Raw genomic sequence first — 22043 nt, forward strand, 5'->3', positions numbered from 1 at the left:
CTCCTCCTCCCCCGCCACCGCCCTTCGCACGCGCGATGCCACCAAAGGCGGCGTATGCGATGCTTGCACCCAAGGCCGAAAGCAATACACGACGAGACGTAAACACTGTTCGATCCTCCTACAATTTCTGTGAAACTTCGGAAGTTGATAATCGAAATGCGACACGCACGCGACTTCCACCCGCAAGACGAGAGGGGTCCTTAAGCGATGCTACCGTAGTGTTTAATTGATTTGCGAGTTTCGCTTTAGCTTAACTTCGTCGTCAGCAAAATATCGGATTTCACAATTTTGGCTAAGAGGAATTTCAGTGCCCAAATCGAAATCTCAACCTGTCCTTCCTTGAGCGATTTGCTGATATAGAGTGTAGTGTCTCCGCTCCCGACCACAGTTCCTTTGGCGGGCTTGGAAATTGCGGGGCCCCCATCTCACCGATACATTCAGTCTTCAACTTGAGCTTGGGGTTTGCAAGGAAATCAGCAACTACTTTCGACCCGCACGGATCGGAATCAATGACATCGTGTCCGATCCCCCGAAAGACCACCACCTGGCCGAAAGGAAGGGTCTTCGCCGCGTGGTCCGCCCATGCTGTCGGCGTTGCTGGATCATATTCTCCCGACAACAGAAGAGTGGGTATGTCAGTGCGGCGCGGCTGCACCTGCGATGCTGGCCCGTTCTCAAGCATCCAAAGAGGGCATGCCCAGGAGTAGTCGTTCAGCTCAACCCATTTCGACCAGTATTTGTCCTGCTTGCCATTCAGATCGGGGAGATCGCTGTCGGAACAACTTACAGAGAAGTCCATACCTTGGGAGATCTCCAGGTCGTCAGCATCGAAAAGTATCTCCGCCAGGGGTCTGAAATCCTGTTTGTATGTCCTCTCGATCAGCTCCGGCAGGGTCAGGAGCGCATCGCGATCGTATAAAATGCCGAATATAAGCTCGAGGAAATCTGCCCCGGAGACATATGTGTAGCGCGCCTCTTTATCTGTGCTGCGCAAGAGCAAAGGCTGCCGATCCAGCTGTCTTGCAATAAGCTGAACAGCATTGGATATCCCATTCATGCATCTGTTCGCTGCCTCACAGTCTCGCTCTAGCAATTTTAACGATCGGTCGAGATTCGGCCCATCTTCGTTCAGGTAATTGATGTCCAGAGGAACAACTGAATCCAGTATACTCGCCGATACCCCTTCGGGGTGCTGGTTCATCACTTCGAGTGCAAGCCTGGTGCCATACGAGACGCCATAGAGAACCCACTTTTCTATCCCGAGAGCCTTCCGAAGGTCATCAATATCCTCCGCATTCTCCTCAGTGTTGTAGGCATCAAGATCAATGCCCTTTGCGATCAACGCCGTCCTGCATGCAAGAACTTCATCTTTTTTGAGCTTGCTAAAGGTGGTTTCGACCTCAACGCTCGAGAGAATGGCGTTCCAATGATCGGGCTTGAAATATTGAGAACAGTCCAAGGCGGGAGCGGACTTTCCGATACCCCGCTGATCAGCGACGATTACTCGGCGTCCGATCATCCAACTCTGGGCGCCGATGAATTCCCACCATCCATCGATGTCGTCGCTATTGGCAATGTCGGTAGGCTGCCCCGGTCCTCCTGTGAGAAACACCACCGGTTCGTGCCGTTCGCGGTCCGGTTCGAATACGACCACGGACAGGACGACCTCGGTACCGCCCGTCTTCTTTCGATTTTCTGGAACATTCACGGTCCCACACGTCATTGCCCGATCCCGGGGAATTTCGAACCAACAGCTGGTTTTCTTGAACTCACCCGCAGTGAGCTCCCCACCCCCCAGGCAAATGAGGAACGCAACCGACGTGACCACGAGAAGAAAACACCAACCTGGTTTGATGTACGCGCGTCTAAACACGGTAGACATCTCGCCCCTCATTTATAAGTATATGAAAACTTCTCGATTACGGATCGAATATTCTTCGCGTCATCGACAAATCAGGAATAAAACGCCCGTAATCACGGCTTCGTTATTTTATTCAAGACGGAGAGTCTTCCCCCCGACATTGCCAAGGAACAATTCCGTGTTTCAGAAAAATGGCAGGAAAAAACCTACCCTGCACGCAGCCTAACGACTCTCTCCATTTCGTGTTCCCAAGCGATATTGGGTTACTCCAACACAAAATTGGAAACAAGCTCGACAAACCGGAGATTATATTAGCGCTTTTGATTGAGCCGTGCGCGAGACAGTTGGTCAGCACTGCGCTTATGTAAGCCGTGTTTTGCGCTACATTGCTCATCCGATTTTGCGCGGGTGCTCGCACCCTCCTCCTTATGGTGGATTCCCATTCTTTAGCATTAACGTATATAAAGACCGCGCTTCTGCACTCACGATGGGAACACAACCATGCGGAATCGAAAGTCACTCCAACTGGCGCTTTTGGCTTGTATATCGCTTTTTCTCACCGACGCCGCTTTAGCGAAAGATGCCTACAAGACACCCTGTAGAGCGGACGCCAAGCGGGTGTGCCACATGGACAACGAAGTTAAGGCGCAAGGCTGCCTTAAACAGCACCTCAGCGAAGTCACGCCGGCTTGCAAGGCCTTCCTCACTAAACAATGAAATGACCACGGATCCTGTTGTTCCGCGTGCTCCAACAGCGGGGTTGCTCGCCGTGGGGTCTCACGCGATGGCACGATGAGCAAGGCGGACACCGTTCGCCCTGCCGGCATTCTGGTCCCGTTCGCTCCAACCGGGCGCCAGTCACGGCCCCGCCAGTTGCGTGGACATGCGAGGATGGCCGGGATTGACGAAAGGTATCAAAGGCCAGCGAGCGGCTGGCTTGTCTGTCTGACAGCCTGCCTCAGCCCACCCTGACCACGAAATGCTTCGTCACCGGCTCGATGATCTTCCAGGTTCCCTTGAAATCGGCTTCCACCACGAAGGCGTCGCCGGGGCCGACTTCGACCGGCGTGCCGCCGTCGGGCGTGATGATGATGCGGCCCGCGATCATGTGCACGAACTCATAGTCGGTGTAGGTGGCGTGATACGTACCGGGCGACGCGCGCCAGGTTCCGGAGATCACCTTGCCGTCCGCGGTCGTGTGCTGGACTGCGGTTTGCATGGTCGGCCGGCCCTCGACCGCGATCCAGCCAGGCAGGTCGCCGGCTTCCGCGTGTTCGACGGTGCCGAATTTCAGGATCGTCTTGTTCGTCATGCCGGGGCTCCGTTTTGCTTCGCTGTCGCACCGTCGGATAGCCGTTACGCGTGGCGTGGGCAATGCCGCCAGGGGGACCAGGGCAACCAATCCGGGTTCACCGGCGCCTTCGCACTGTTTGACGGAGCTCTGAACGAAAAAACCCGCCTGCTCGGCGGGTCCCTGGCGCGACTCAGCACCATAGGCAATTTGTAGCATTAACTGCCTTCACAGTCAATGAAGCTGAGTTCGCGGCCTTGCACCAGGAACCAGGCGCGTCCGCGCCTGGGGTGGGCGATTTGGTAATTCCTGCTGCTCCTCAGTCTGAAATCCTCAGGGCTTGTGGCGCGCCGCGACGAGTTCCGCCTTGCGCCTTGCCGTTTCCATTCCCAGCCCGATGAAGGCGCGCGCGTGCTTGGCCAGCGCCATGTTGTCCGTCCACAGATTACGCCAGATGGCGGTCTTCTTCGACAGGTTCTCGTCGACGATCTCCGAGGAGAAGGATTCGAAGCTGAGATCGTCGGCATAGCCGATCGCCGTCAGCGCATCGAATATCGCGGCGAAGTCGATATTGCCGGTGCCGAGGAAGCCGCGATGGCTCTCGCCGATATGGACATAGCCGATCTTGCCGGCGGCATGGCGGATGGCCAGCCCGACATCGGCCTCCTCGATGTTCATGTGGAAGGTGTCGAGGTGGAGAAAGATGTTGTCGGAGCCGGTGTCCTCGATGAAGGCCAGCCCTTGCGCGGCGGTGTTGAGCAGATTGCTCTCAAAGCGGTTGACGATCTCGAGGTTGAGCGTGACGCCTGCCGCCTTCGCGGTTTCGGCGACCTTGGCCAGCGTCCCGGCGCTGCGGTTCCACTGGTCTCGCGTCGGCGCCTCGGTCTGCAATCCGTGGCTGGTCGAGAGGATACCGGCGACCTTCTGGCCGCCGAGGTCGCGCGTCAGGGCGACGGTGTCGTTGAGGATCCCGACGCCGCGCGCGGCGACCGCCTTGTCGGCGCTCGAAATGTCGCCGTCGACCGGCAGGCCGATGCTGATCGCCACGCCGAGGTCGAGATCGGCGATGCGCTTGGCGAGCCCGCCAATATCGACATTGGCGGGGTCGAGATAGGAGAATTCGATCAGGTCGAAGCCGGCCTCCTTGGTGTTGGCCAGCGTGCGTTCGAGCTCGGCCTGCGTCGAGCTCGCCGACCAGACGAAAGAGTGGATTCCGATGCGCGACATGATCGTCTCCGGTTTTGCGACGAAATGAGGAGGACGCGGCAGGTCAGCCCGGCCGCGTCCGCCTTGGACTGATCAGCGGGCCGCGGTCCAGCCCTTGTAGTCCTTCAGATTCTCGGCGGTGATCAGCTTCGGATCGAGCAGCACCACCGGCTCCGCCGGCTTCTTGCCGGCAAGCACGTCGGCGGCCATCGTCAGCGACTGGCCGGCCATCACGTAGGGATCCTGCGAGGCAGAAGCCTTGATCATGGACTTGCCGGATGCCAGTTCCTTCTCGATGTCCGGCGCGCCGTCGACGGCGGTGAAGATGAACTCCGAGCGGTTGAGCTGCTTGGCGGCGAGCTCGGCGCCGATCGCCGTCGGATCGTTGATGGCGAACACCGCGTCGATCTTGTCGAAACGGGTCAGCAGCGACTGGAACACCTTCAGGCCGCCGTCGCGCGAGCCTTCGGCGTTCTGGTCGTCGGACAGGATCTTGATGTCGGGATGCTGGGCAAGCACGTTCTTGCAGCCCTTCACGCGCTCCAGGATCGACGAGGACGCCGGACCGTTGAGGATGACGTAGTTGCCCTTGCCGCCAGTTTGGTCGACCAGATATTGGCAGGCCTCCTCGCCGGCCTTGACATTGTTGGTCATCACGGTGACGTCGGCGCCTGGCGCGGAGACGTCGAAGGCCGCGACCACGATGCCCGCCGCCTGCGCCTTCTTCACCGCGGGCGCGATCGCCTTGGCATCGACGGCGTTGAGCATGATGACGTCGACGCCGGCGGCGATAAAGGAATCGACCTGCGAGACCTGCTTGTTCAAGTCATAGTCGGCCGACACCGACGTCACCTCGACGTTCGGATTGATCTTCTTGGCCGCGTCCTCGATGCCCTTGATGGTGGCGACGAAGAAGGGGTTGCCGAGCAGGCCGACCGAGATGCCGACCTTGTTCAGGTCCTTGGCCGATGCCGGCGCAATGGCGACGGCCGCGAACGTGGCGCCGCAGAGCAGTTTGGCGATGGTCTTCATTACGCTTACTTCCTCCTGATGCCCCGCGCCTCTCACGGTGCGTTACACAAGCCGGTCTTTGATGCCGGCGACAAGGTCACTCACGTTCTTGCCCCTGCCTGGAGCCTGTAGCGGTCGAGGGCGACCGCCACGATGATGACCAATCCCTTGATGATGTACTGCCAGATGTCCGAGACGCCGGCCAGGATGAGCCCGTTGGACAGCACGGCGATGATCAGCCCGCCGATCAGCGTGCCCCAGATCGAGCCGACGCCGCCGACGAAGCTTGTGCCGCCCAGGATGACCGCGGCGATGGCGTCGAGTTCGTAGGACTGGCCGAGCTGCAGGCCGTTGGCGGCATAGAGCCTGGCCGCCGACATGGCGCCGCCGAGACCTGCCAGCAGGCCGGACACGCCATAGACGAAGAGCAGCACCAGCGGCACCTTGATGCCGGTCAGCCGCGCCGCCTCGGCATTGCCGCCCACGGCATAGATCCAGGTGCCGAGCACGGTGCGTTTCAGCACCAGCCACGACACCACCACCACCGTCAGCGCGATGATGACCAGCCAGGGAACGCCGAACAGCGAGCCGTTGCCGATGAAGTCGAACGGCAGGTCGGAGTTGAACACGGTCGTGTCTTCGCCGAGCAGGCGGGCGACGCCGCGCACGGCGGTCAGCGATCCCAGCGTGACGATGAAGGGCGGCAGCCTGATATAGGCGATGAGCAGCCCGTTGATGACCCCGAAGCCGAGACCGACCAGAATGGCCGCCGGCACGCCGAGCAGGCCCCAGTCCGGCACCAGCGACACCAGCACCGCCACCATTGCGGAAGCGGCAAGGATCGAGCCGACCGACAGGTCGATGCCGCCGGTGAGGATGACGAAGGTCATGCCGGCGGCGAGCACGATGTTGATCGACGATTGCTGCGTGACGATCAACAGGTTGGTGCCGGTGAGAAAACGCGGATTGATGAACTGGAAGCCGGCCGCCAGCAACACCAGCACCGGCAGCATGCCGAGCGCGGCCAAAGCCGTGCGCAACCGCCGGCTCCTGACTGCCGCCTGGTCCACTGTCGTCGTCGTGGTCGTTCTGTCGGTCATTCCTTCGGTCCTTCTTGGGCCGCTCCCGTCGCAAGTTCCATGATCGCTTCCTGGCGAAGCGCCTCGCCCCGGGACGCCGTCACCTCGCCTGATATGGCGCCGTCGCGCATCACCAGAACCCGGTCGGCGACGCCGACTACTTCCGGCAGTTCGCTGGAGATCATCAATATGGCGATGCCCTTGCTGGCGAGACTGTCGATCAACCGGTAGATCTCCGATTTGGCGCCGACATCGACGCCGCGCGTCGGCTCATCGAGGATGACCACCTTGGGTTCGGTCTCCAGCAGGCGGGCCAGCAGCACCTTCTGCTGGTTGCCGCCCGACAGCGAACCGGCATTGGCCTGCGCCGAGCGGGTGCGGATCGAGAGATCCGCGACGGCTTTCGCAGCGCGCCTGTCGGCGGCGGCGAAGTCCCGCAAGCCGCCGGCGCGCGCATCCCTGGCCAGCACGCCCATGTTGATGTTGTCGGAAATAGACATGTCGAGGAATAGGCCGAGTTCCTTGCGGTCCTCGGTGAGATAGGCGATGCCGGCATCGAGCGCCTCGCGCGGCGAGCCGATGGCGATCGGCTTGCCGTCGAGCTCCAGCGTGCCGGCGCTGCGCCGGTCGGCGCCGAAGATGAGCCTGGCAAGTTCGGTGCGGCCCGAGCCGACGAGGCCCGCCAGCGCCAGCACCTCGCCGTGATAGAGGTCGAAGGAGCAGTCCTTCAGCAGCCTGCCGTCGGACATGCCGCGCACCGACAGCGCCACGGCGCGCTTTTCGCCCGGCGGGCGGTGATCCTTCTTGTAGAACGCCGAGAGATCGCGGCCGACCATCATCGAAACGAGCCGCGAGGCGCTGAGGTCGGCGCGCTCCAGCGTGCCGACATAGCCGCTGTCGCGCAGCACGCTGACGCGGTCGGCGAGCTGGTAGACCTCTTCCATGCGATGGCTGATGTAGATGATGGCGATGCCTTGCGCCTTCAGCGTCGCGATCACCTCGAACAGCCGCTCGGTCTCGCGCGAGGTCAGCGACGTGGTCGGCTCGTCCATGACGATGATGCGCGCATTGGTCGACAGCGCCCGGGCGATCTCGACCAGCTGGCGCTCGCCGAGTGACAGGCCGGAAACCAGGGCACGCGCCGAAAAGGAAACGCCGAGCCGGCCGATGATCTCGGTCGCGCGCCGGTTGCACTGGTCGCGGTCGACGATGCCGAAACGGCGCGGTTCGTTGCCGAGGAAAATGTTCTGCGCCACGGTCAGATTGGGCGCCAGCGACAGTTCCTGGTAGATCACCGCGACGCCGCTGGCGCGCGCCTTGATCGGATCGCCGGTCGCGGCGGGCATGCCATCGATCAGGATCTCGCCCCCGGGATCGGGACGATAGGCGCCCGAAAGCACCTTCATCAGCGTCGACTTGCCGGCGCCGTTCTCGCCCATCAGCGCGTGCAGCTCGCCGGCCTGGACGGTAAGCGAAACATCCTGCAGGGCGCGGATCGCGCCGAACGTCTTCGAAATATGGCGCATTTCCAGCACCGGGTGGCGTTCCGCCCCCATGCCGGCTGTCTCCGTTTTGGCCTGCGCGCTCATCGGGCTGCGACCTTGCCGGCGGTCCCGGCGACCAGATCGCGCCAGCCGTCGCGGTAGCCGGCGAGGCTGGTGAAGCGCGCTGCTTTCACCGGCTCCGGCGGCTCGGCGGCGAATTCACGCCCGACGCTCTCGAAAGCCAGGGCCGCAGCGCCCGTGGCGCTGCCTTGCAGCGAAGCGCCCTGCATGAAGGCCTGCTCCGGCCGCAGCTGCGCCAGCAGGCTGGCGAGCAGGCCGCCAGTGTTGAGCCCGCCGTCGACGATCACGGTGTTGCTGGAATGGATGAGGTCGAGGCAGAGGTCGAGCATCAGCGCGACATAGAGCAGTGCCACGGCCGCACGCTCGCCGGCATCAGGCGTGCGTCCGACCAGCCGGCCCGAACGGCCGGGCATCGGCCCACCCGGCGCGAAGCTCGGCAGCGCCATCATGCCGGCATCGATCGCCCGCTGCACCGCCGCGCCTTCGACCGGGCCTTGCCAGCCGTCGCTGATGGCGGCGAATTCGCGCCCGCCCATGAAGCGGATGGTCGGCACCGGGCCGCCGTCCACATCGACATTGACCAGCATGTCGCGATCGCGGTCGAGCGCCTCGAGCGGACAGTCGGGATTGAGCACGATGACCCAGGTGCCGGTCGAAACCACTGTCACCGAGCCCAGCCCCTGCCGCCGATAGGCATGGAGCGCGGCATTCGAGTCGTGGACGCCGTTGTGGATGGCGAGCGGCCGTGCCGCGCTGCCGAAGTCCTGCTCGCCGATGACAGTTCCCGCACGCGCGAAGGCCGGCATCTGGTGGCGCCACCCCTCGGCGTCGACCAGTGAGGAAAAATCGTGACGACGCGGCGCCCACAGATGCGAATGGCAGCCGAGATAGGACACTTCGCAAACCGGCCTGCCGCCAAGGCGCCAGCTCCAATATTGCGGATAGCCGAGAATCCATTTCGCCGTCGCGAAAGCGTCGGATGCGGCCTCCTGCAGCCACAGCATGTGGCGGCCGTAGTTGAAACCGAGCGGCAGCCGCGGCGAGAACGTCTCGGCGTAGTCCGGAATGCGGCGATCGATCCGCGCGGCGATCTCGGCCGGCGGCTCCTGCTCATAATCGAGGATCGGATGCGTCAGCGCCGCGTCGTCGACGAGGGCGAAGGTGCAGCCATGGCCCGACACCATCACCCCTTCCACGCCATGGTTTTCGATCGCAGTGGTGACGGCGCCGAGCGCCCAATCGTGGAGGTCGGCCTCATCGAGCACGCTGAAGCCGCCTTGGCGCGTCCATTTCGGCTGGGTCCGGCGCTCGTCGAGAATGCGTCCGTCCTGGCCGAAGACGAACAGCTTCGAATTGGTCTTGCCGAAGTCGAGCACCGCGACCTTCATGCGATGGCTCCCATGGTCGAAGCAATCCGCACCATGACGCCGGCATCCTCCAGCATGCGCGCGTCGGCATCGGAAAGACCGTCGTCGGTGACCAGCGTGCCGATGCGCGACAGGGGCAGCGCGACGTTACGGGCCTGGATCGACAGCTTCCGGCTGTCGGCCAGCACGACGATCTGGTCGGCGCACTGGCTAAGCTCGACGATCGAGCGCACCAGCAGCGGGTGCGATTCCAGCAAGCCTTCCTGGCCGATGCCTTGCGCGCCGAGAAAGAACTTCGAAGCGTAGAAAGGTGCCGGATGGGTGAGCGAGTGAATGATGCCCGGCTCGCGGTGCAGGTCGCCGCCGGCAACCGTCAGGCTGCAATGGCCATGATCGCTCAGATACGCCGCCAGCGGCATCGAGTTGGTGTAGAGCCGGATGCTGCGCTCGGCGAGCTTGACCCCGAGATGGAAACAGGTCGAGCCGCCATGCACGATGACCGCGTCGCCGTCGCGCACCATGGTCGCGGCTAGGTTGGCGATCTGCCGCTTGGCCTCGACCGCGAGGTCGCGATTCTCGTCATAGGGCCGGGCATAGGCGACGCCGGCGTGCGACGTGCCGTCCAGCGCCGAAACACCGCCATAGACCTTGCGCGCCTCGCCCGCCTCGTCGATCCGGTCGATGTCGCGCCGCACCGTCGCGGCCGAAACGCCGAGCCGCTCCTGCAGCTCCCGCACCGAGGCGAAGGGGCGATCACGCAAGAGCTCGACAATCTGACGCTGGCGGCCGGAGTCGCTCAACTGTTTCCTCCAAAACGCCGTTCTGCGACGGCAGTTGGTGTAACTTACTCAACATTAGCTCGATTGCAAGCCGCAACTGACGGTATTCGATCACGGTTGACGGAACTCACTCTTATCTGCGATATCAAACCCGTCGAATGCCCGACCACCGCATTCGACGGTTGGCGGATTGTTGGAGGAGATGCGTGATGGCGACCCAGGCGGATGCGCAGGAATTGGCGGCGCTGCGGGCGCTTTCGGCCGCCATCGGACAGGATCCGCATCTGACTCAGGCCGCCGGCGGCAACACCTCGCTGAAAGCCGGAGACACGCTGTGGATCAAGGCTTCCGGGACCTGGCTGAAAGACGCGCTCGCCGATGATATCATGGTGCCGGTGGCGATGGCGCCATTGCTCGAGGCGGTTGAACGACGCGATCCCGCCGCCGACCAGCCTCAGGCCTTCGCCATCGGCGCGCTCAACCCGCGCGGGCTGCGTCCCTCGATCGAGACCACGGTGCATGCCTTGATGCCGCAGCGCGTGGTCCTGCATGTCCACTGCGTCGACACCATTTCGCTTGCGGTGCAGGCCGATTGCGAGGTCCTGGCCGCGCGCCGGCTCGCAGGCATCCAATGGGCCTATGTTCCCTACCGCCGGCCGGGCCTGCCGCTGGCCCAGGGCATCTCCGAAAGGCTGCGGCCGGGCGTCGATGTCCTGATTCTGGGCAATCACGGCCTCGTCGTCGCGGCCGAGACCGTCACCGGGGCCGAGGCGCTGTTGCGCCGCGTGACCGGGCTTCTGGCAAGGGCGCCGCGCGACGCGGCCGCGCCCGACATCGCGGCACTGACCGCGCTTGCCGCAAATTCCGGCTACCGCTTGCCCGTCGACACCGAGGCGCACGCGGTCGCCATCGATCCCGACAGCCGCCGCATGGCATCGGGCGGCAGCCTCTATCCCGACCATGTCATCTTCCTCGGCAAGGGTTCGGTGGTGGCTGCGCCCGGCGAGGACGTCGCCGCTGTCGTCAGGCGTCGCGGCGCCCAGCCCCTGTCGATCCTGTTTCCGGGGCTCGGCGTCCTGATGCGCGCCAGTGCCAGCGCCGGCGCCGACGCCATGCAGCGTTGCCTTGCCGACGTGACGGCGCGGGTCGATGTCACGGCGACGTTGAATTACCTTACCGAGGCGGAGAACGACGAACTCGTCAACTGGGACGCCGAGCAGTACCGCCAGAAACTGAACGCCTCCGGTGGCTGACATGTCGCCCGTCGCCGGCTCGCCTCTCTCGGATCGTCTCGTCATCGGCGTCGATATCGGCACCTCGGGCGCCCGCGCCGTAGCCATGCGTCCAGACTTTTCAATTGCCGGCCAAGCCGCCGTCCGCCTCGACGCATTTGGCCAGGATCCACGCAGTCCGGCGGCCTGGTGGCAAGCGGTCCGGGCAGCGCTGGCGGAGTTGATTGCGGGCATCGACCGGACCACGGTCCGCGCCATCGCCGTGGATGGCACCTCGGGCACGTTGCTGCCGGTCGACGGTGCCGGACGGCCGCTCGCCGAACCGCTGATGTACAACGACAAGGTCGCCGGCGACGATATACTGGCCGCGATCGCGCGCGAGGCGCCGGCGGGCAGCGCCGCGCACGGCGCGACCTCAGGCCTCGCCAAGGCGCTTCACTTCCAGCATCTGCCGGGCGTGGCGGCGGTGCTGCATCAGGCGGACTGGATCGCCGGACAGTTCTCGGGCCGCTTCGACGTCAGCGACGAGAACAACGCCTTGAAAACCGGCTACGATGTCGAGGCCCGCCGCTGGCCGGACTGGATCGCGGCGACCGGAATGCGCATGGATTTGCTGCCTGACGTCGTCGAGCCGGGCGACGTCACCGGCACGCTCACCGCGGCCATGGCGGATCTGTTCGGTTTGGCCCGCGACGTGATCGTCGTTGCCGGCACGACCGATGGCTGCGCCTCTTTCCTGGCGACGGGTGCGGCGGGGGTCGGCGACGGAGTCACGGCGCTTGGCTCCTCGCTTACCATCAAGATCCTGTCCGACCGGCCGATCTCGGCGCCGCGATACGGCATCTACAGCCATCGGCTGGGCAATGCCTGGCTGGCCGGCGGGGCCTCGAATTCCGGCGGCAAGGTGCTGGCGCAGCATTTTCCCCTCGCGCGCATCATCGAGCTCAGTGCCATGATCGACCCGGCGACCGAGACCGGCCTCGACTATTATCCGCTCGCCACATCGGGCGAACGCTTCCCGATCGCCGATCCGGCGCTCCCCCCGCGCCTCGTCCCGCGCCCGGTGGATGATGCCGACTATCTCAAGGCGATGTTCGAAGGCATGGCCGCGATCGAAGCGCTCGGCTATCGCCGGCTTGGCGAGCTCGGCGCGCCGGCGCTGACTTCGGTGCGCAGCGTCGGCGGCGGCGCGGCAAATCCGGCGTGGAGCGCGATCCGGCAGCGTAAGCTCGGCGTTGCGTTCTTGCCGGCTTTGTCGGACGAGGCCGCTGCCGGAACGGCGCGGCTGGCGTTGAAGGGTGCGAACAAGGCGGGGCTGCTATGAACCGGAAACTGGCTGAACGCCTCGACGGCATCGGACCGCTGGCGGAGCGCTACCAGGTCTTCCTGGTCGACCAGTTCGGCGTGCTGCATGACGGCTCGGCCCCCTATCCCGGCGCGGTGGCGGCCTTGGCGGCACTGAAGCGCGCCGGAAAGACCGTGGTGCTGGTCTCCAACTCCGGCAGGCGCGCCAAGCCCAACGAAGACCGTTTGCTGAGGCTCGGCTTCGAGGCCGGAAGCTGGGATCATTTCGTTTCCTCCGGCGAGGTGGCGTGGCGATCCTTCCACGAAATGGCGGCGACCGGAGCGTTGCGGCCCGGCACGAATTGCCTGTTGATCAGCCGCGATAATGACCGCACAGCGATCGAGGGCCTGCCTTTTGTGTTGACCGGAGCCGGCGATACCGCCAACCTGGTACTGATCGCGGCCAGCGAGGGCGACCGCTACGACCTGGACCATTATCGCCGCCTGCTGGCGCCGGCGGCGGCGCGAAAGGTGCCATGCTTCTGCACCAATCCCGACAAGATCATGCTGACGGCGGTCGGGCCTCGCTTCGGCGCCGGCGAGATCGCCGATCTCTACGAGAGCCTGGGCGGCAGCGTCACCCGCATCGGCAAGCCCGGCCCGGCGATCTTCGATGCCGCACTGGCGCTGGCCGGCGAGCCCGACCGTGCCAGCGTGGTCTGCGTCGGCGACAGTGTCGAGCATGACATAGCGGGCGGAAACGGCTCCGGCATCGCCACGGCGCTGGTCCTGAGCGGGATATTGGCGGACACTTCGGATCTTGTCGCTGTTTTCGACGAGGAGCAGGCCTGGCCGGACTACGTCACGGAGTCCTTCAGCTTCCGTTGACCGCCTCGAGCATGCGCCTTGCGCTCTCCTCGTCGGTGATCAGGATCGTCGGGGCGATCAAGTTCATGGCGCCGAGCAGCGCCGCTGTCTTCTCTTCGCCGCCGGACGTGAGAATGCGGATCGGCGCCTTGCGCAGCCGATCGACCTCCACTGACATCACATGGCTGTTGACGGGATGGTCGACCAAATCGCCATTGCGGTCGAAGAAATGGAACAGAAGGTCGCCAACGGCGCCACGCGCAACCAAGGCCTCGCGGTCCGCCTCCTTAAGAAAGCCGCCGCGAGAGAAGGTGGTGGCCGAAGCGATGCCGCCGACGCTCAGCAGAACGGCATCGAGCACGTTGGCCATCTCAAAAACTTCCTGCAGGCCGCAACGCTCGACCAGCGCGATCTTTGTCTCGACGCTGTCGACGACGGCCGGCGTCGGGATCAGATAGCCGTCGCCCTGGAAGATTTGGGCGAAGCGCCAGGCGAACTCGGCCGGGTTGTAGCGGCGCACGACGCCCACACCGCCCAGCAGCGAAATGACCTTGAAGTCGGTGAGCGATTTGGTGCTGATGAAGGGCAGGCTCGAGAAAAGCGTCTGACCCCAGCCGACGCCGACGCGCATGCCGGATTTCATCGTGTCGGACAGGAAAATCCCGGTCTTCGCGCTGATCGCGGGAATCGGATCGGCATTGGGCGCGGTCAGCGGCGCCACCAGCGCCTGCTTCAGGCCGAACGTGCGCTCCAGCGCGCGCTCCAGCCGCACGATCTCTGACAACTCGCTTTCGATGGTGATTTTCACCTCGTTGCGGGATCTCGCCTCCGCCAGCATGCGCACGATGGTGACGCGGCCGACGCCGAGCACGTCGGCTATCTCGTTCTGCGTCATCTGCTCGACGAAATACATCCAGGCGGCGCGGATCCGGAGGCGGTCCGTACGGCTCTCGTTGACGACCTGTTCGGGCGCCTCGGCCCCGCCGTTTTCGCTATCGCCCTGCCGTCGCCTGCCCAACTGTCTGTCTCCCCGCTCGGCGATGTAGGAGTCCCTCGCCGATTCTCCACGCTGGTTTAATATCGCCTATTGATCTACCAATCGATAGGAACAATGTAGGGTCAGCGGCCGGCTCTCGGCGGCCGAGGCCGGTAGACGTTTTCGAGGCGATTCGCGATGCTCCGACAAATCTCCAGGGATGTCCGCGTCAATTTGAAGGACCGGCTGCGCGACGTCCGCGACATCATTCGCCAGAGCCGCCACGACAGCGACAGCGAGGCCAATCTCGTGCGGGAAGCAACCAGCCATTTGCCGCCGTTCCCGGGCAAAGGCATCGAAGGCCTGCTCGGCCATGCCGCCAGTGCCGTCGACGAAGCCTTGTCGATCGCCGAATCCTTTGTCCCGCATGACCGCCCGACGAAGATCGACGGAACGACCGTGAAAGGCCTTGGCATCTATTTCCCGGCCGGCAACGAGGAACGCCGGTCGAGCGCCGAGCGCGTCTTCCGGCGCGACATGTACTATCTGACCAGGACCGTGCTCGCCGCCCTGAAGATCGACAATGCCCGGATCCACGAGGCGGATTTCGCCGCCGTCCACGCCGCCATGCGAAAACGCCACGCCGGTCTGCTGGCCGCGATACCCGCCAGACCCGGCCCCGCCGCGCTGCCGGCCGTCGCCGCTGCCTGTGCGGGGCTGCTGGTCGAGTGCCTCAACCACCGGCCTGTCCGCTTTGCCGAAGCCGAACCGGATGCAATCGGCGACCGGGCGCTGGACATAGCTTGCCTGGCCCCTGTCGTCCTGGCCTGCGGCCTGGCCACAACGGCCAGCGACGGTGCGCCGGAGCCCGACATGCTGGAGACCGCTGTTCTGGCGGCCGGCATCCGTCACGACCGCATCGTCAAGGCCTGTGCCAAGGCGAGCCCGGTCGATGAATTGACACCTGTCTTCGCCACCTTGCTTGCCCATCTGCCCTAGCTGCCGGTTCCGGTCGGGACTATCGCCCGGCCGCCATGGACGTGATGGTCTTCTTGGCGCGCTGGATCGAGGCCGGGCTCATCGAGAGCTCGGTCAGCCCCATCTCGAGAAAGGCCGGGATGAGATCCGGGCGGCCGGCCGCCTCGCCGCACATGCCCACCATGATGCCGGCGGCCACGCCGGCCTTTGCGGTCAACTCGATCGCCGACATGACGGCCGGGTTGGCGACATCATTGAGCTTGGCCACGGTCGGGTTGAGCCGGTCGGCGGCCATGATGTACTGGGTCAGGTCGTTGGTGCCGATCGAGAAGAACGACACTTCTTTCGCCAGCGCCGGCGCGATCAGAACGGCGGCCGGCGTTTCGATCATCACGCCGAGATCGAACGCCGCATGCGGCACGCCTTGCGCCTTCAGTTCCGCCGCGCATTCGGCAACCAGGACCCGCGTCTGCCGCACCTCCGATATGTCGGAGACCATCGGCAACATCACCTTGATGTTGCCGTGCACGGCTGCCCTGAGCAGCGCCCGTAGCTGGCGCTTGAAGATGTCGGGCCGGTCGAGGCACATGCGGATGCCGCGCCAGCCGAGGAAGGGATTTTCCTCGTCGGGAAATTCGATGCCGGCGATCGGCTTGTCGCCGCCTATGTCGAGCGTGCGCACGATGACGGGATAGGGCGCGAATGCCTTGGCCAGCGCCGCATAGGTCTCGGCCTGCATGTCCTCGGAGGGCAGATGCATATGGCGCATGAACAGAAGCTCGGTGCGGAACAGGCCGACGCCCATGGCGCCGGCTTCCTGCGCTGCCTCGATTTCCTCCAGCGAGCCGATATTGGCGGCGACCTCGATGATCCTGCCGTCCGCGAGTTTGGGCGTCACGGTCTTGAACACGGCCAGTCCGGCGCGCTCCTTGGCCGCCGCCTGGACGCGGGCGGCGAAGTCCGCGCGGGTCGCCGCATCGGGGTCGACGATCACCTGCCCGCCATTGCCGTCCACGGCCACTTCGCGCGCGCTGCGCAGGGCATTGATCTGGTCGCCAAGGCCCAGCACTGCCGGAATGCCGTGCGAACGGGCGATGATGGCAATATGCGAGGTGGCCCCGCCATGGCCGCATACCACCCCGCCGATGCGCTTCAGCGGCGCCCGCGCCAGGTCCCAGGCGCCGATATCGTCGGCGATCAGGATGGCGCCTTCGGGGATATTTTCGAGGCTGGCGTCATCCTGGCCGAGCAACGCCAGACAGATCTGTCGTCCGACCGCATGCACGTCGTCGGCGCGCGCGTTGAGATAGTGATCGTCGACCGCGCTGAAATCGGCGGCAATGGTGGAGGCGGCGGTGATGACGGCCGAAACCGCATCGTTTCCGCTTTTGATCGCCTCCTCGGCCTCGCCGGTCAGGCTGTCGTCGGCGGCGATGTCCCGCAGCGCCGCGATGATGCCGCGATCTCCGGCGGACAGGGTGTCCTGCGCCAGCGCCTTGTCCATGCGCGCCTGAACGGCGGCGACGGCGGCGCGGAACCTGTCGATCTCGCCGGCGATCTCCTCCGCCCGCAGCATGCGGCCCTGTCCAGCGATGTCAGGTGGAAAATGCGCGAAGGCAGGCCCGATGGCGACGCCCTCGCTCGCCGCGACGCCGCGCAAACCGGCCGCGCCTGAAACAGCCGGTACGGGTTCGGACGCCGGCACAGTTTCCTCGCCCGTGTTGGCGGCCGATTGCGGATCGTCATCGTCGAGACCTGCCTTCGGGTTCTCGAGATAGCCGATCAGCGCCTCGATCGCTTCGATGGCGTCCGCGCCATTCGCCCGCACGGTGACTTCCTGGTTTTCCTTCACCGCCAGCAGCATCAGCTTGACCGAGCTCTTGGCGCTGACCGCCTTGCCGTCCTTGACCAGCTCGACATCGGATTCGAAACCCTTGGCAAGCTTGACGAAGCGCGTGGCGGGACGGGCGTGCAAACCTTCATGCACTCTGACGATGGTCGAGCGTTCCATGGCAAATACTCTGTTGTGGCGCCGCGCCGACATGGGTCGCGGCGCGAATGCTTCAGGCGGCGATGGTGATGATCGCGTCTGTCTTCAGGGCGGCCACGAGCGCTTGAGTGTCGACCTGCGAAGCGCAGATCTCGCCCGGCCGCTCGGCCTCGGTGGCGCCATTGAACGAGATGACGACATGCCCCATCTCGAGCACCTTGCTCCAGGCGCTGGAGCCGACCGCCGTGATTGTCGCGGAAACAGGTCCAAGGGTGATCGACGCGCCCTTCTGCGGCGCGCCTTCGCTGGGCCCGAGTTCCGTCTTGTGGAGCACGGAAACCTCGGCAAGCTCCGGCGGCGAGCCATCCGCGAACAGGATGAGCACGCCCCCTTCGGCAAGGTCCGCTACTTCAGGCCCAATGGAAGTGACCCGTGTTCTCAGCAGAACCGTCATATGGCGAACCTCATTTCCTTACTTTCCTCGAGGGGGTCACGGACGCCCCGTGAACCCCTCTATCTCCGTGCTTTGGCGCAATTCCCAAGGGAAAGCGCTACGCGCCTTTTTCCGGGAAAGCCGTTTCAGGCTTTCCCGGAATTTGCTTAGAACACGATCAGACTGACGACCCAGGCGATCAGCACCGAGACCGGGCCCATGATCTGGCGGCTGATGAGAACCGCCGGGACGCCGATTTCGATCGTCTTGGGCTTGGCTTCACCGAGCGCCAGGCCGACCGGGACAAAGTCGCAGCCCACCTGGGTGTTGTAGGCAAACAGCGCCGGCAGCGCCATCGCCGGCGAAATCGTGCCGTTGGCGATCTGCGGACCGATGATGGCGACGCCGATGACCTGCGCGATGACCGCACCCGGTCCCAGGATGGGGGACAGGAACGGCAGGCCGCAGATAGCCGAGATGATCAGCAGGCCGACGATGTTGTTGGCGAGCGGTCCCATCGGCTGGGCAAGCACGTCGCCGATGCCGGTGTACAGGATCAGGCCGATGAGCATGGTCACGAAGGCCATGAACGGCAGCACGTTGCGCACCACCTGGTCGATCGTACGGCGGCCGGCATTGAAGAAGATGCCGACCACGCGGCCCATGACGCGGCCGATCGAGCTGATCAGGCCGATCAGCCCGCCTTCGCTCGGCAGCGGCCGTGGTGCCGCGGCCGCGGTGTTGTTGCCTGGACTCATCGATGCTGCTCCCCCCGCAGTGGTGACCGCCTCGGATCCGTCCGCCATCGTGACATTGGCCGGCTTCACGCCCGAAACGTAGATGTCCTCGGTGATGAACTGGGCGAGCGGCCCAGCCTGGCCGACCGGCGTCAGGTTGACGGTCGGGATGCGCTTGCGCGGATAGACGCCGCAGCGTGCGGTGCCGCCGCAGTCGACGACGACGACCGCCATCTCGCTTTCGATCGGCGGCGCCTTGAAGCCGTCGACGGCCGTAGCGCCGGTCATGTCGGCGATGAGCTGTGCCACGGGATGGATGCCGCCTCCGGTGACGGAGACGATCTTATCGCGCTGTGCGGTCGGCTCGATGACGAGCGGGCCGCCCCAGCCTGTGGAGCCCCGGGAGATCCTTACGGCTTTGTATGTCTTGGCCATGATGTCCTCCCCGCCCTTACAGCTCGATGCCCTGGCGGCGTGCCATGATGGCGGTGATGCGCTCGGTCAGCATGCCCTTGAGCAGGATGACGACGAGGCCGACGATGGCGTACCAGATCGCCACCTTGACGTGATAGCCTCCGGCGACGACACCCCGCTTCTCGAGGTCGAGCAAGGCGACCAGCATGCCGCCCCAGACGAAGTATTCGCCGGGGTTGATATGCGGGAACAGGCCGAGCGGCGGATGCACGTAGGAGACAGCCGCGTCATAGAAGGCGGGCTTGTGCTTTTCTTCCAGGAACGATCCGAAGGTGTAAGCCATCGGGTTGGTGAGGAAGAACACCGCCAGCAGAGGCAGCAGCGTATAGCGGGTCAGCGCGATCCTGCCGGCGCCGCGTGCCAGGCCGTGGACGCGCTCCTCGCCGACCAGTTCGGTGACGGCGTAGAAGGCGGTCATCAGCACCACCAGTGTCGGGATGATGCCGGTAACGAAGCCGGCGAACACTTCGCCGCCTTTCTGGAAGATGCCGATGAAGTATTTGCCGATTGCGGTCAGCCAGCCGAGTTGCTCTTCCTGCTGCACGTTTTTCAGCTGTTCCTTCAGCTGATCGGCGGTGACAGGCGCGCTGTCGGTCTGCGCCTGCGCCAACACCACGAGATGATCGGTGGCATGCTCGACGCCGAGCCTGCCGTGCCAGGCAGCATCCGAGACCATGGTGCCTGCAACATGCAGGTTATGCACGGCCATGTCGGCATGCTGCGCCAATAACGAAAATACAGACATTTCTCCTCCTTATGCCGCCCGCCGGTTGATCCCGGCCGGTGCGCGGCGTCCTCTAGGCCCTTGCTACGTTCAAGCCGGACAAGCCCGGCTTCTTCCCCGGCTCCGACCGTGCTTTGTCGATCTGTTCGATCGCCCGTTTCACGGCCTCGGCCACACCGGGTTCCCCCTCCCCCATGATCGCAGGGTTGGACCGGAGTTGATCGAGGGGAACACCCTCGAATTGTTGATGTCGTTTGAATTTGGTGAACACCGAGCGCCCGCTCATGACCATCATGCGGCGCACGATGAGGTCCGGCGTCACCACGACGAGCGCGATGGTGCCCTTGGCCAGCCGGCCGCGAAAATTGCCGGCCCCGACGAAGCCATCCTTGTACTGGTCGGTGACGCCCCGGAAGACATCCGAATAGTGCCGCATCTGCAGCCAGACGCCGAGCGACTGCAGCGCCCACACGATAACCAGAAGAAGCAGTCCCCACTGCCAAATCGCCATTCGGTTCTCCTCCCGAAGCCTTCATTGAACCGCATCTTGGACGGATGCGCGACAACAGCAAAGTGAGAACATTTGTTTCCGAGAATGTCAATATGTATGATATTGACCTCGGTCACGGTCATCCACAGGGCCGTCGGCCGATTTCGGCGACGGCACGGTTGTGCTAGCCTGTCGTCAAACGGGATATGTGAAATGGAACTGCCCTTCAGGGATGAACTGGCCCTTATGCCCGACCTTCGCCATCGGTTGCGGCAATTGCGCTGGTTCCGCGCCACGTTTCGCGGCAGCGCCAAGGTGGTGTCCGACACATTCGGCGTGCGTTTTGAAATCGACGAAGCCAGGCTCACAAGGGCTTTTCTCGACTGGGTCGAGATCATGGAGGCGCAGAAGCGTTTCGCCGCGATCGACCGCGCCGACTTCATCGTCTTTGCCGCCGGCCTCGTGCTGCGCGAACTGATACGGCAGGCGCCGGCCAGGGAAGTCTCCGGCCTCAGCCATCTCGTCGAGACCGAGCAGAATGCCGGCACGCTGGAAATCGTCCGCTTCTGGCCTGAGGGGTTCCTCTACACCAATTATTGCGTTTCGGTGATTTCGGCGATCTACGAGCAGGAATTCGGCTCAGCGCCCAGCATCGACAAATGCGCCGACGACCTGCGCACATGGTGGTCCTATCGCGAGAACGTGACCGAGATGCCGGCCTATGCCGTGGCTTTCCTCGACCGCTTCCTTGGCGCCGAACCGAACTGGATCACGCCGGATCGCGCGCAATCGCGGCAGGCCATGCAAAGGGCGCTTGGGTCGGCCCGGGCCAGCGATGCGCCACGCCAGCTTTGACAGATTTTGGCGCCCGACCACCACGCTATTGAACATTTGACTTTTTGCCGGTAGCAAAGTGCAAAACTCCGGGGAGAAGCGCGTGGCGCGATCAAGGCCTATCATTTTCGATTGCGACGGCGTTCTCGTCGACAGCGAACCGCTGGCCGCGAGGGCCTATGAGCGCGTCTATGAAAAGCACGGCATGCCGGGCGTGCACGGCGGCATCATCGCTCAGTGCATCGGCATAAAACAGTCCGACATCATCGTCAAAATCAGGGAATTGACCGGCCATCAGTTTCCGGCGGCGGCGGATGGCGACATCTGGACCGAGACCAGGATCCTGTTTTCGCAGGAACTGAAGCCGACACCAGGAATCGCCGCGTTTCTGGAGGCGCTTGAGGGCGACCGCTGCGTTGCCTCGTCGTCCTCCGTCGAGCGCATAAACCACAGCCTGGCAGTGACGGCGCTGGCACGGTTCTTCGGCGACGCAATTTACAGCTCCTCGATGGTTAAGAACGGCAAGCCCGCGCCGGACATTTTCCTGTTCGCCGCGGCACAGATGGGCGCCAATCCGGCGGACTGCATCGTCATCGAGGATTCGCCCTTCGGTATCCAGGGCGCGGTTGCCGCCGGCATGACGGCGATCGGCTACACCGGCGGCGGCCACACCTATCCCGAGCATGGCGCGCGACTGAAGGCGGCCGGCGCCGATTTCGTCTGCACCGACTGGCAAGAGATCAGCCGGCAATTGTCCGGGCTCGGTGTCCCCGCCTAAGAGCTTGTTCTAGAGCATTTCCTATTTTGGGAGAATCGTAGGATTCCCAAAACCGGATGTTTGTGATTCAAGATGCTGGCTGGATTG

General features: G+C 64.0%; 20 protein-coding genes. 6 read left to right on the forward strand and 14 right to left on the reverse strand.

Features of this window, described 5'->3' with window-relative positions; genetic code table 11:
• Window positions 1-304 precede the first annotated feature (304 nt).
• From FJ949_RS29920 to FJ949_RS29955, 8 genes are all read right to left on the reverse strand, one after another.
• Window positions 305-1882, reverse strand: a complete 1578-nt coding sequence (locus tag FJ949_RS29920) for an alpha/beta hydrolase (RefSeq protein ID WP_181172159.1) — start codon at window positions 1880-1882, stop codon at window positions 305-307.
• A gap of 937 nt (window positions 1883-2819) precedes the next feature.
• Window positions 2820-3173, reverse strand: a complete 354-nt coding sequence (locus FJ949_RS29925) for a cupin domain-containing protein (protein ID WP_140501578.1) — start codon at window positions 3171-3173, stop codon at window positions 2820-2822.
• Window positions 3174-3485: 312 nt separating this feature from the next.
• The gene (locus tag FJ949_RS29930) at window positions 3486-4379 is read right to left on the reverse strand and encodes a sugar phosphate isomerase/epimerase (protein WP_140501580.1); all 894 of its coding nucleotides are present in this window, start codon (window positions 4377-4379) and stop codon (window positions 3486-3488) included.
• A gap of 72 nt (window positions 4380-4451) precedes the next feature.
• Window positions 4452-5390, reverse strand: a complete 939-nt coding sequence (locus tag FJ949_RS29935; RefSeq protein ID WP_140501582.1) for an ABC transporter substrate-binding protein — start codon at window positions 5388-5390, stop codon at window positions 4452-4454.
• An 80-nt stretch (window positions 5391-5470) separates the two neighbouring features.
• A complete protein-coding gene (locus FJ949_RS29940) occupies window positions 5471-6469 on the reverse strand; it encodes a ribose ABC transporter permease (RefSeq protein ID WP_140501584.1) in 999 nt (332 codons plus the stop codon).
• Complete coding sequence (locus FJ949_RS29945; RefSeq protein ID WP_140501586.1) at window positions 6466-8037, reverse strand: sugar ABC transporter ATP-binding protein; 1572 nt, start codon at window positions 8035-8037, stop codon at window positions 6466-6468. Before FJ949_RS29945 ends, FJ949_RS29940 begins: the two co-directional genes overlap by 4 nt.
• Window positions 8034-9401 (reverse strand): FGGY-family carbohydrate kinase, encoded by a 1368-nt coding sequence (locus tag FJ949_RS29950; RefSeq protein ID WP_140501588.1) that lies wholly within the window; start codon window positions 9399-9401, stop codon window positions 8034-8036. Before FJ949_RS29950 ends, FJ949_RS29945 begins: the two co-directional genes overlap by 4 nt.
• Window positions 9398-10180: a DeoR/GlpR family DNA-binding transcription regulator gene (locus FJ949_RS29955; RefSeq protein WP_140501590.1), complete on the reverse strand. Its 783-nt coding sequence runs from the start codon at window positions 10178-10180 to the stop codon at window positions 9398-9400. The genes FJ949_RS29950 and FJ949_RS29955 overlap by 4 nt, the downstream gene beginning before the upstream one ends.
• Window positions 10181-10368: 188 nt before the next feature.
• On the opposite strand from FJ949_RS29955, the gene FJ949_RS29960 reads away from it, so the two are divergent.
• From FJ949_RS29960 to FJ949_RS29970, 3 genes are read left to right on the forward strand one after another with little or no spacing between them, the layout of a single operon-like run.
• On the forward strand, window positions 10369-11412 hold the full coding sequence (locus FJ949_RS29960; protein WP_140501592.1) for a class II aldolase/adducin family protein: 1044 nt from the start codon (window positions 10369-10371) through the stop codon (window positions 11410-11412).
• Between the two features lies 1 nt (window position 11413).
• Window positions 11414-12715, forward strand: coding sequence for an FGGY-family carbohydrate kinase (locus FJ949_RS29965; protein WP_140501594.1), 1302 nt, complete (start codon window positions 11414-11416; stop codon window positions 12713-12715).
• A complete protein-coding gene (locus FJ949_RS29970; protein WP_140501596.1) occupies window positions 12712-13563 on the forward strand; it encodes a TIGR01459 family HAD-type hydrolase in 852 nt (283 codons plus the stop codon). Before FJ949_RS29965 ends, FJ949_RS29970 begins: the two co-directional genes overlap by 4 nt.
• On the opposite strand, the gene FJ949_RS29975 is transcribed toward FJ949_RS29970, so the two are convergent.
• Window positions 13550-14560 (reverse strand): sugar-binding transcriptional regulator, encoded by a 1011-nt coding sequence (locus tag FJ949_RS29975; protein ID WP_140501598.1) that lies wholly within the window; start codon window positions 14558-14560, stop codon window positions 13550-13552. The genes FJ949_RS29970 and FJ949_RS29975 overlap by 14 nt on opposite strands.
• A 156-nt stretch (window positions 14561-14716) precedes the next feature.
• Between FJ949_RS29975 and FJ949_RS29980 the strand changes: the two genes are divergently transcribed.
• Window positions 14717-15517, forward strand: a complete 801-nt coding sequence (locus FJ949_RS29980) for a hypothetical protein (protein WP_140501600.1) — start codon at window positions 14717-14719, stop codon at window positions 15515-15517.
• A gap of 19 nt (window positions 15518-15536) precedes the next feature.
• On the opposite strand, the gene ptsP is transcribed toward FJ949_RS29980, so the two are convergent.
• From ptsP to FJ949_RS30005, 5 genes are all read right to left on the reverse strand, one after another.
• Window positions 15537-17507, reverse strand: a complete 1971-nt coding sequence (gene ptsP / locus FJ949_RS29985; RefSeq protein WP_140501602.1) for a phosphoenolpyruvate--protein phosphotransferase — start codon at window positions 17505-17507, stop codon at window positions 15537-15539.
• A gap of 52 nt (window positions 17508-17559) precedes the next feature.
• Window positions 17560-17940: a PTS glucitol/sorbitol transporter subunit IIA gene (locus tag FJ949_RS29990; protein ID WP_140501604.1), complete on the reverse strand. Its 381-nt coding sequence runs from the start codon at window positions 17938-17940 to the stop codon at window positions 17560-17562.
• A 146-nt stretch (window positions 17941-18086) separates the two neighbouring features.
• Window positions 18087-19091: a PTS glucitol/sorbitol transporter subunit IIB gene (locus tag FJ949_RS29995; protein WP_140501606.1), complete on the reverse strand. Its 1005-nt coding sequence runs from the start codon at window positions 19089-19091 to the stop codon at window positions 18087-18089.
• A gap of 16 nt (window positions 19092-19107) precedes the next feature.
• On the reverse strand, window positions 19108-19875 hold the full coding sequence (locus FJ949_RS30000; protein WP_140501608.1) for a PTS glucitol/sorbitol transporter subunit IIC: 768 nt from the start codon (window positions 19873-19875) through the stop codon (window positions 19108-19110).
• Window positions 19876-19927: 52 nt separating this feature from the next.
• On the reverse strand, window positions 19928-20365 hold the full coding sequence (locus FJ949_RS30005; RefSeq protein ID WP_140501610.1) for a transcriptional regulator GutM: 438 nt from the start codon (window positions 20363-20365) through the stop codon (window positions 19928-19930).
• Window positions 20366-20557: 192 nt separating this feature from the next.
• On the opposite strand from FJ949_RS30005, the gene FJ949_RS30010 reads away from it, so the two are divergent.
• Both FJ949_RS30010 and FJ949_RS30015 read left to right on the forward strand, forming a co-directional pair.
• Entirely contained in the window at window positions 20558-21199 is a 642-nt protein-coding gene (locus FJ949_RS30010) for a hypothetical protein (RefSeq protein WP_140501612.1), read from the forward strand.
• Between the two features lie 82 nt (window positions 21200-21281).
• Window positions 21282-21956, forward strand: coding sequence for an HAD family phosphatase (locus FJ949_RS30015; RefSeq protein WP_140501614.1), 675 nt, complete (start codon window positions 21282-21284; stop codon window positions 21954-21956).
• Window positions 21957-22043 lie beyond the last annotated feature (87 nt).

The organism is Mesorhizobium sp. B2-4-1 (assembly GCF_006442185.1).
Lineage (GTDB): Bacteria > Pseudomonadota > Alphaproteobacteria > Rhizobiales > Rhizobiaceae > Mesorhizobium.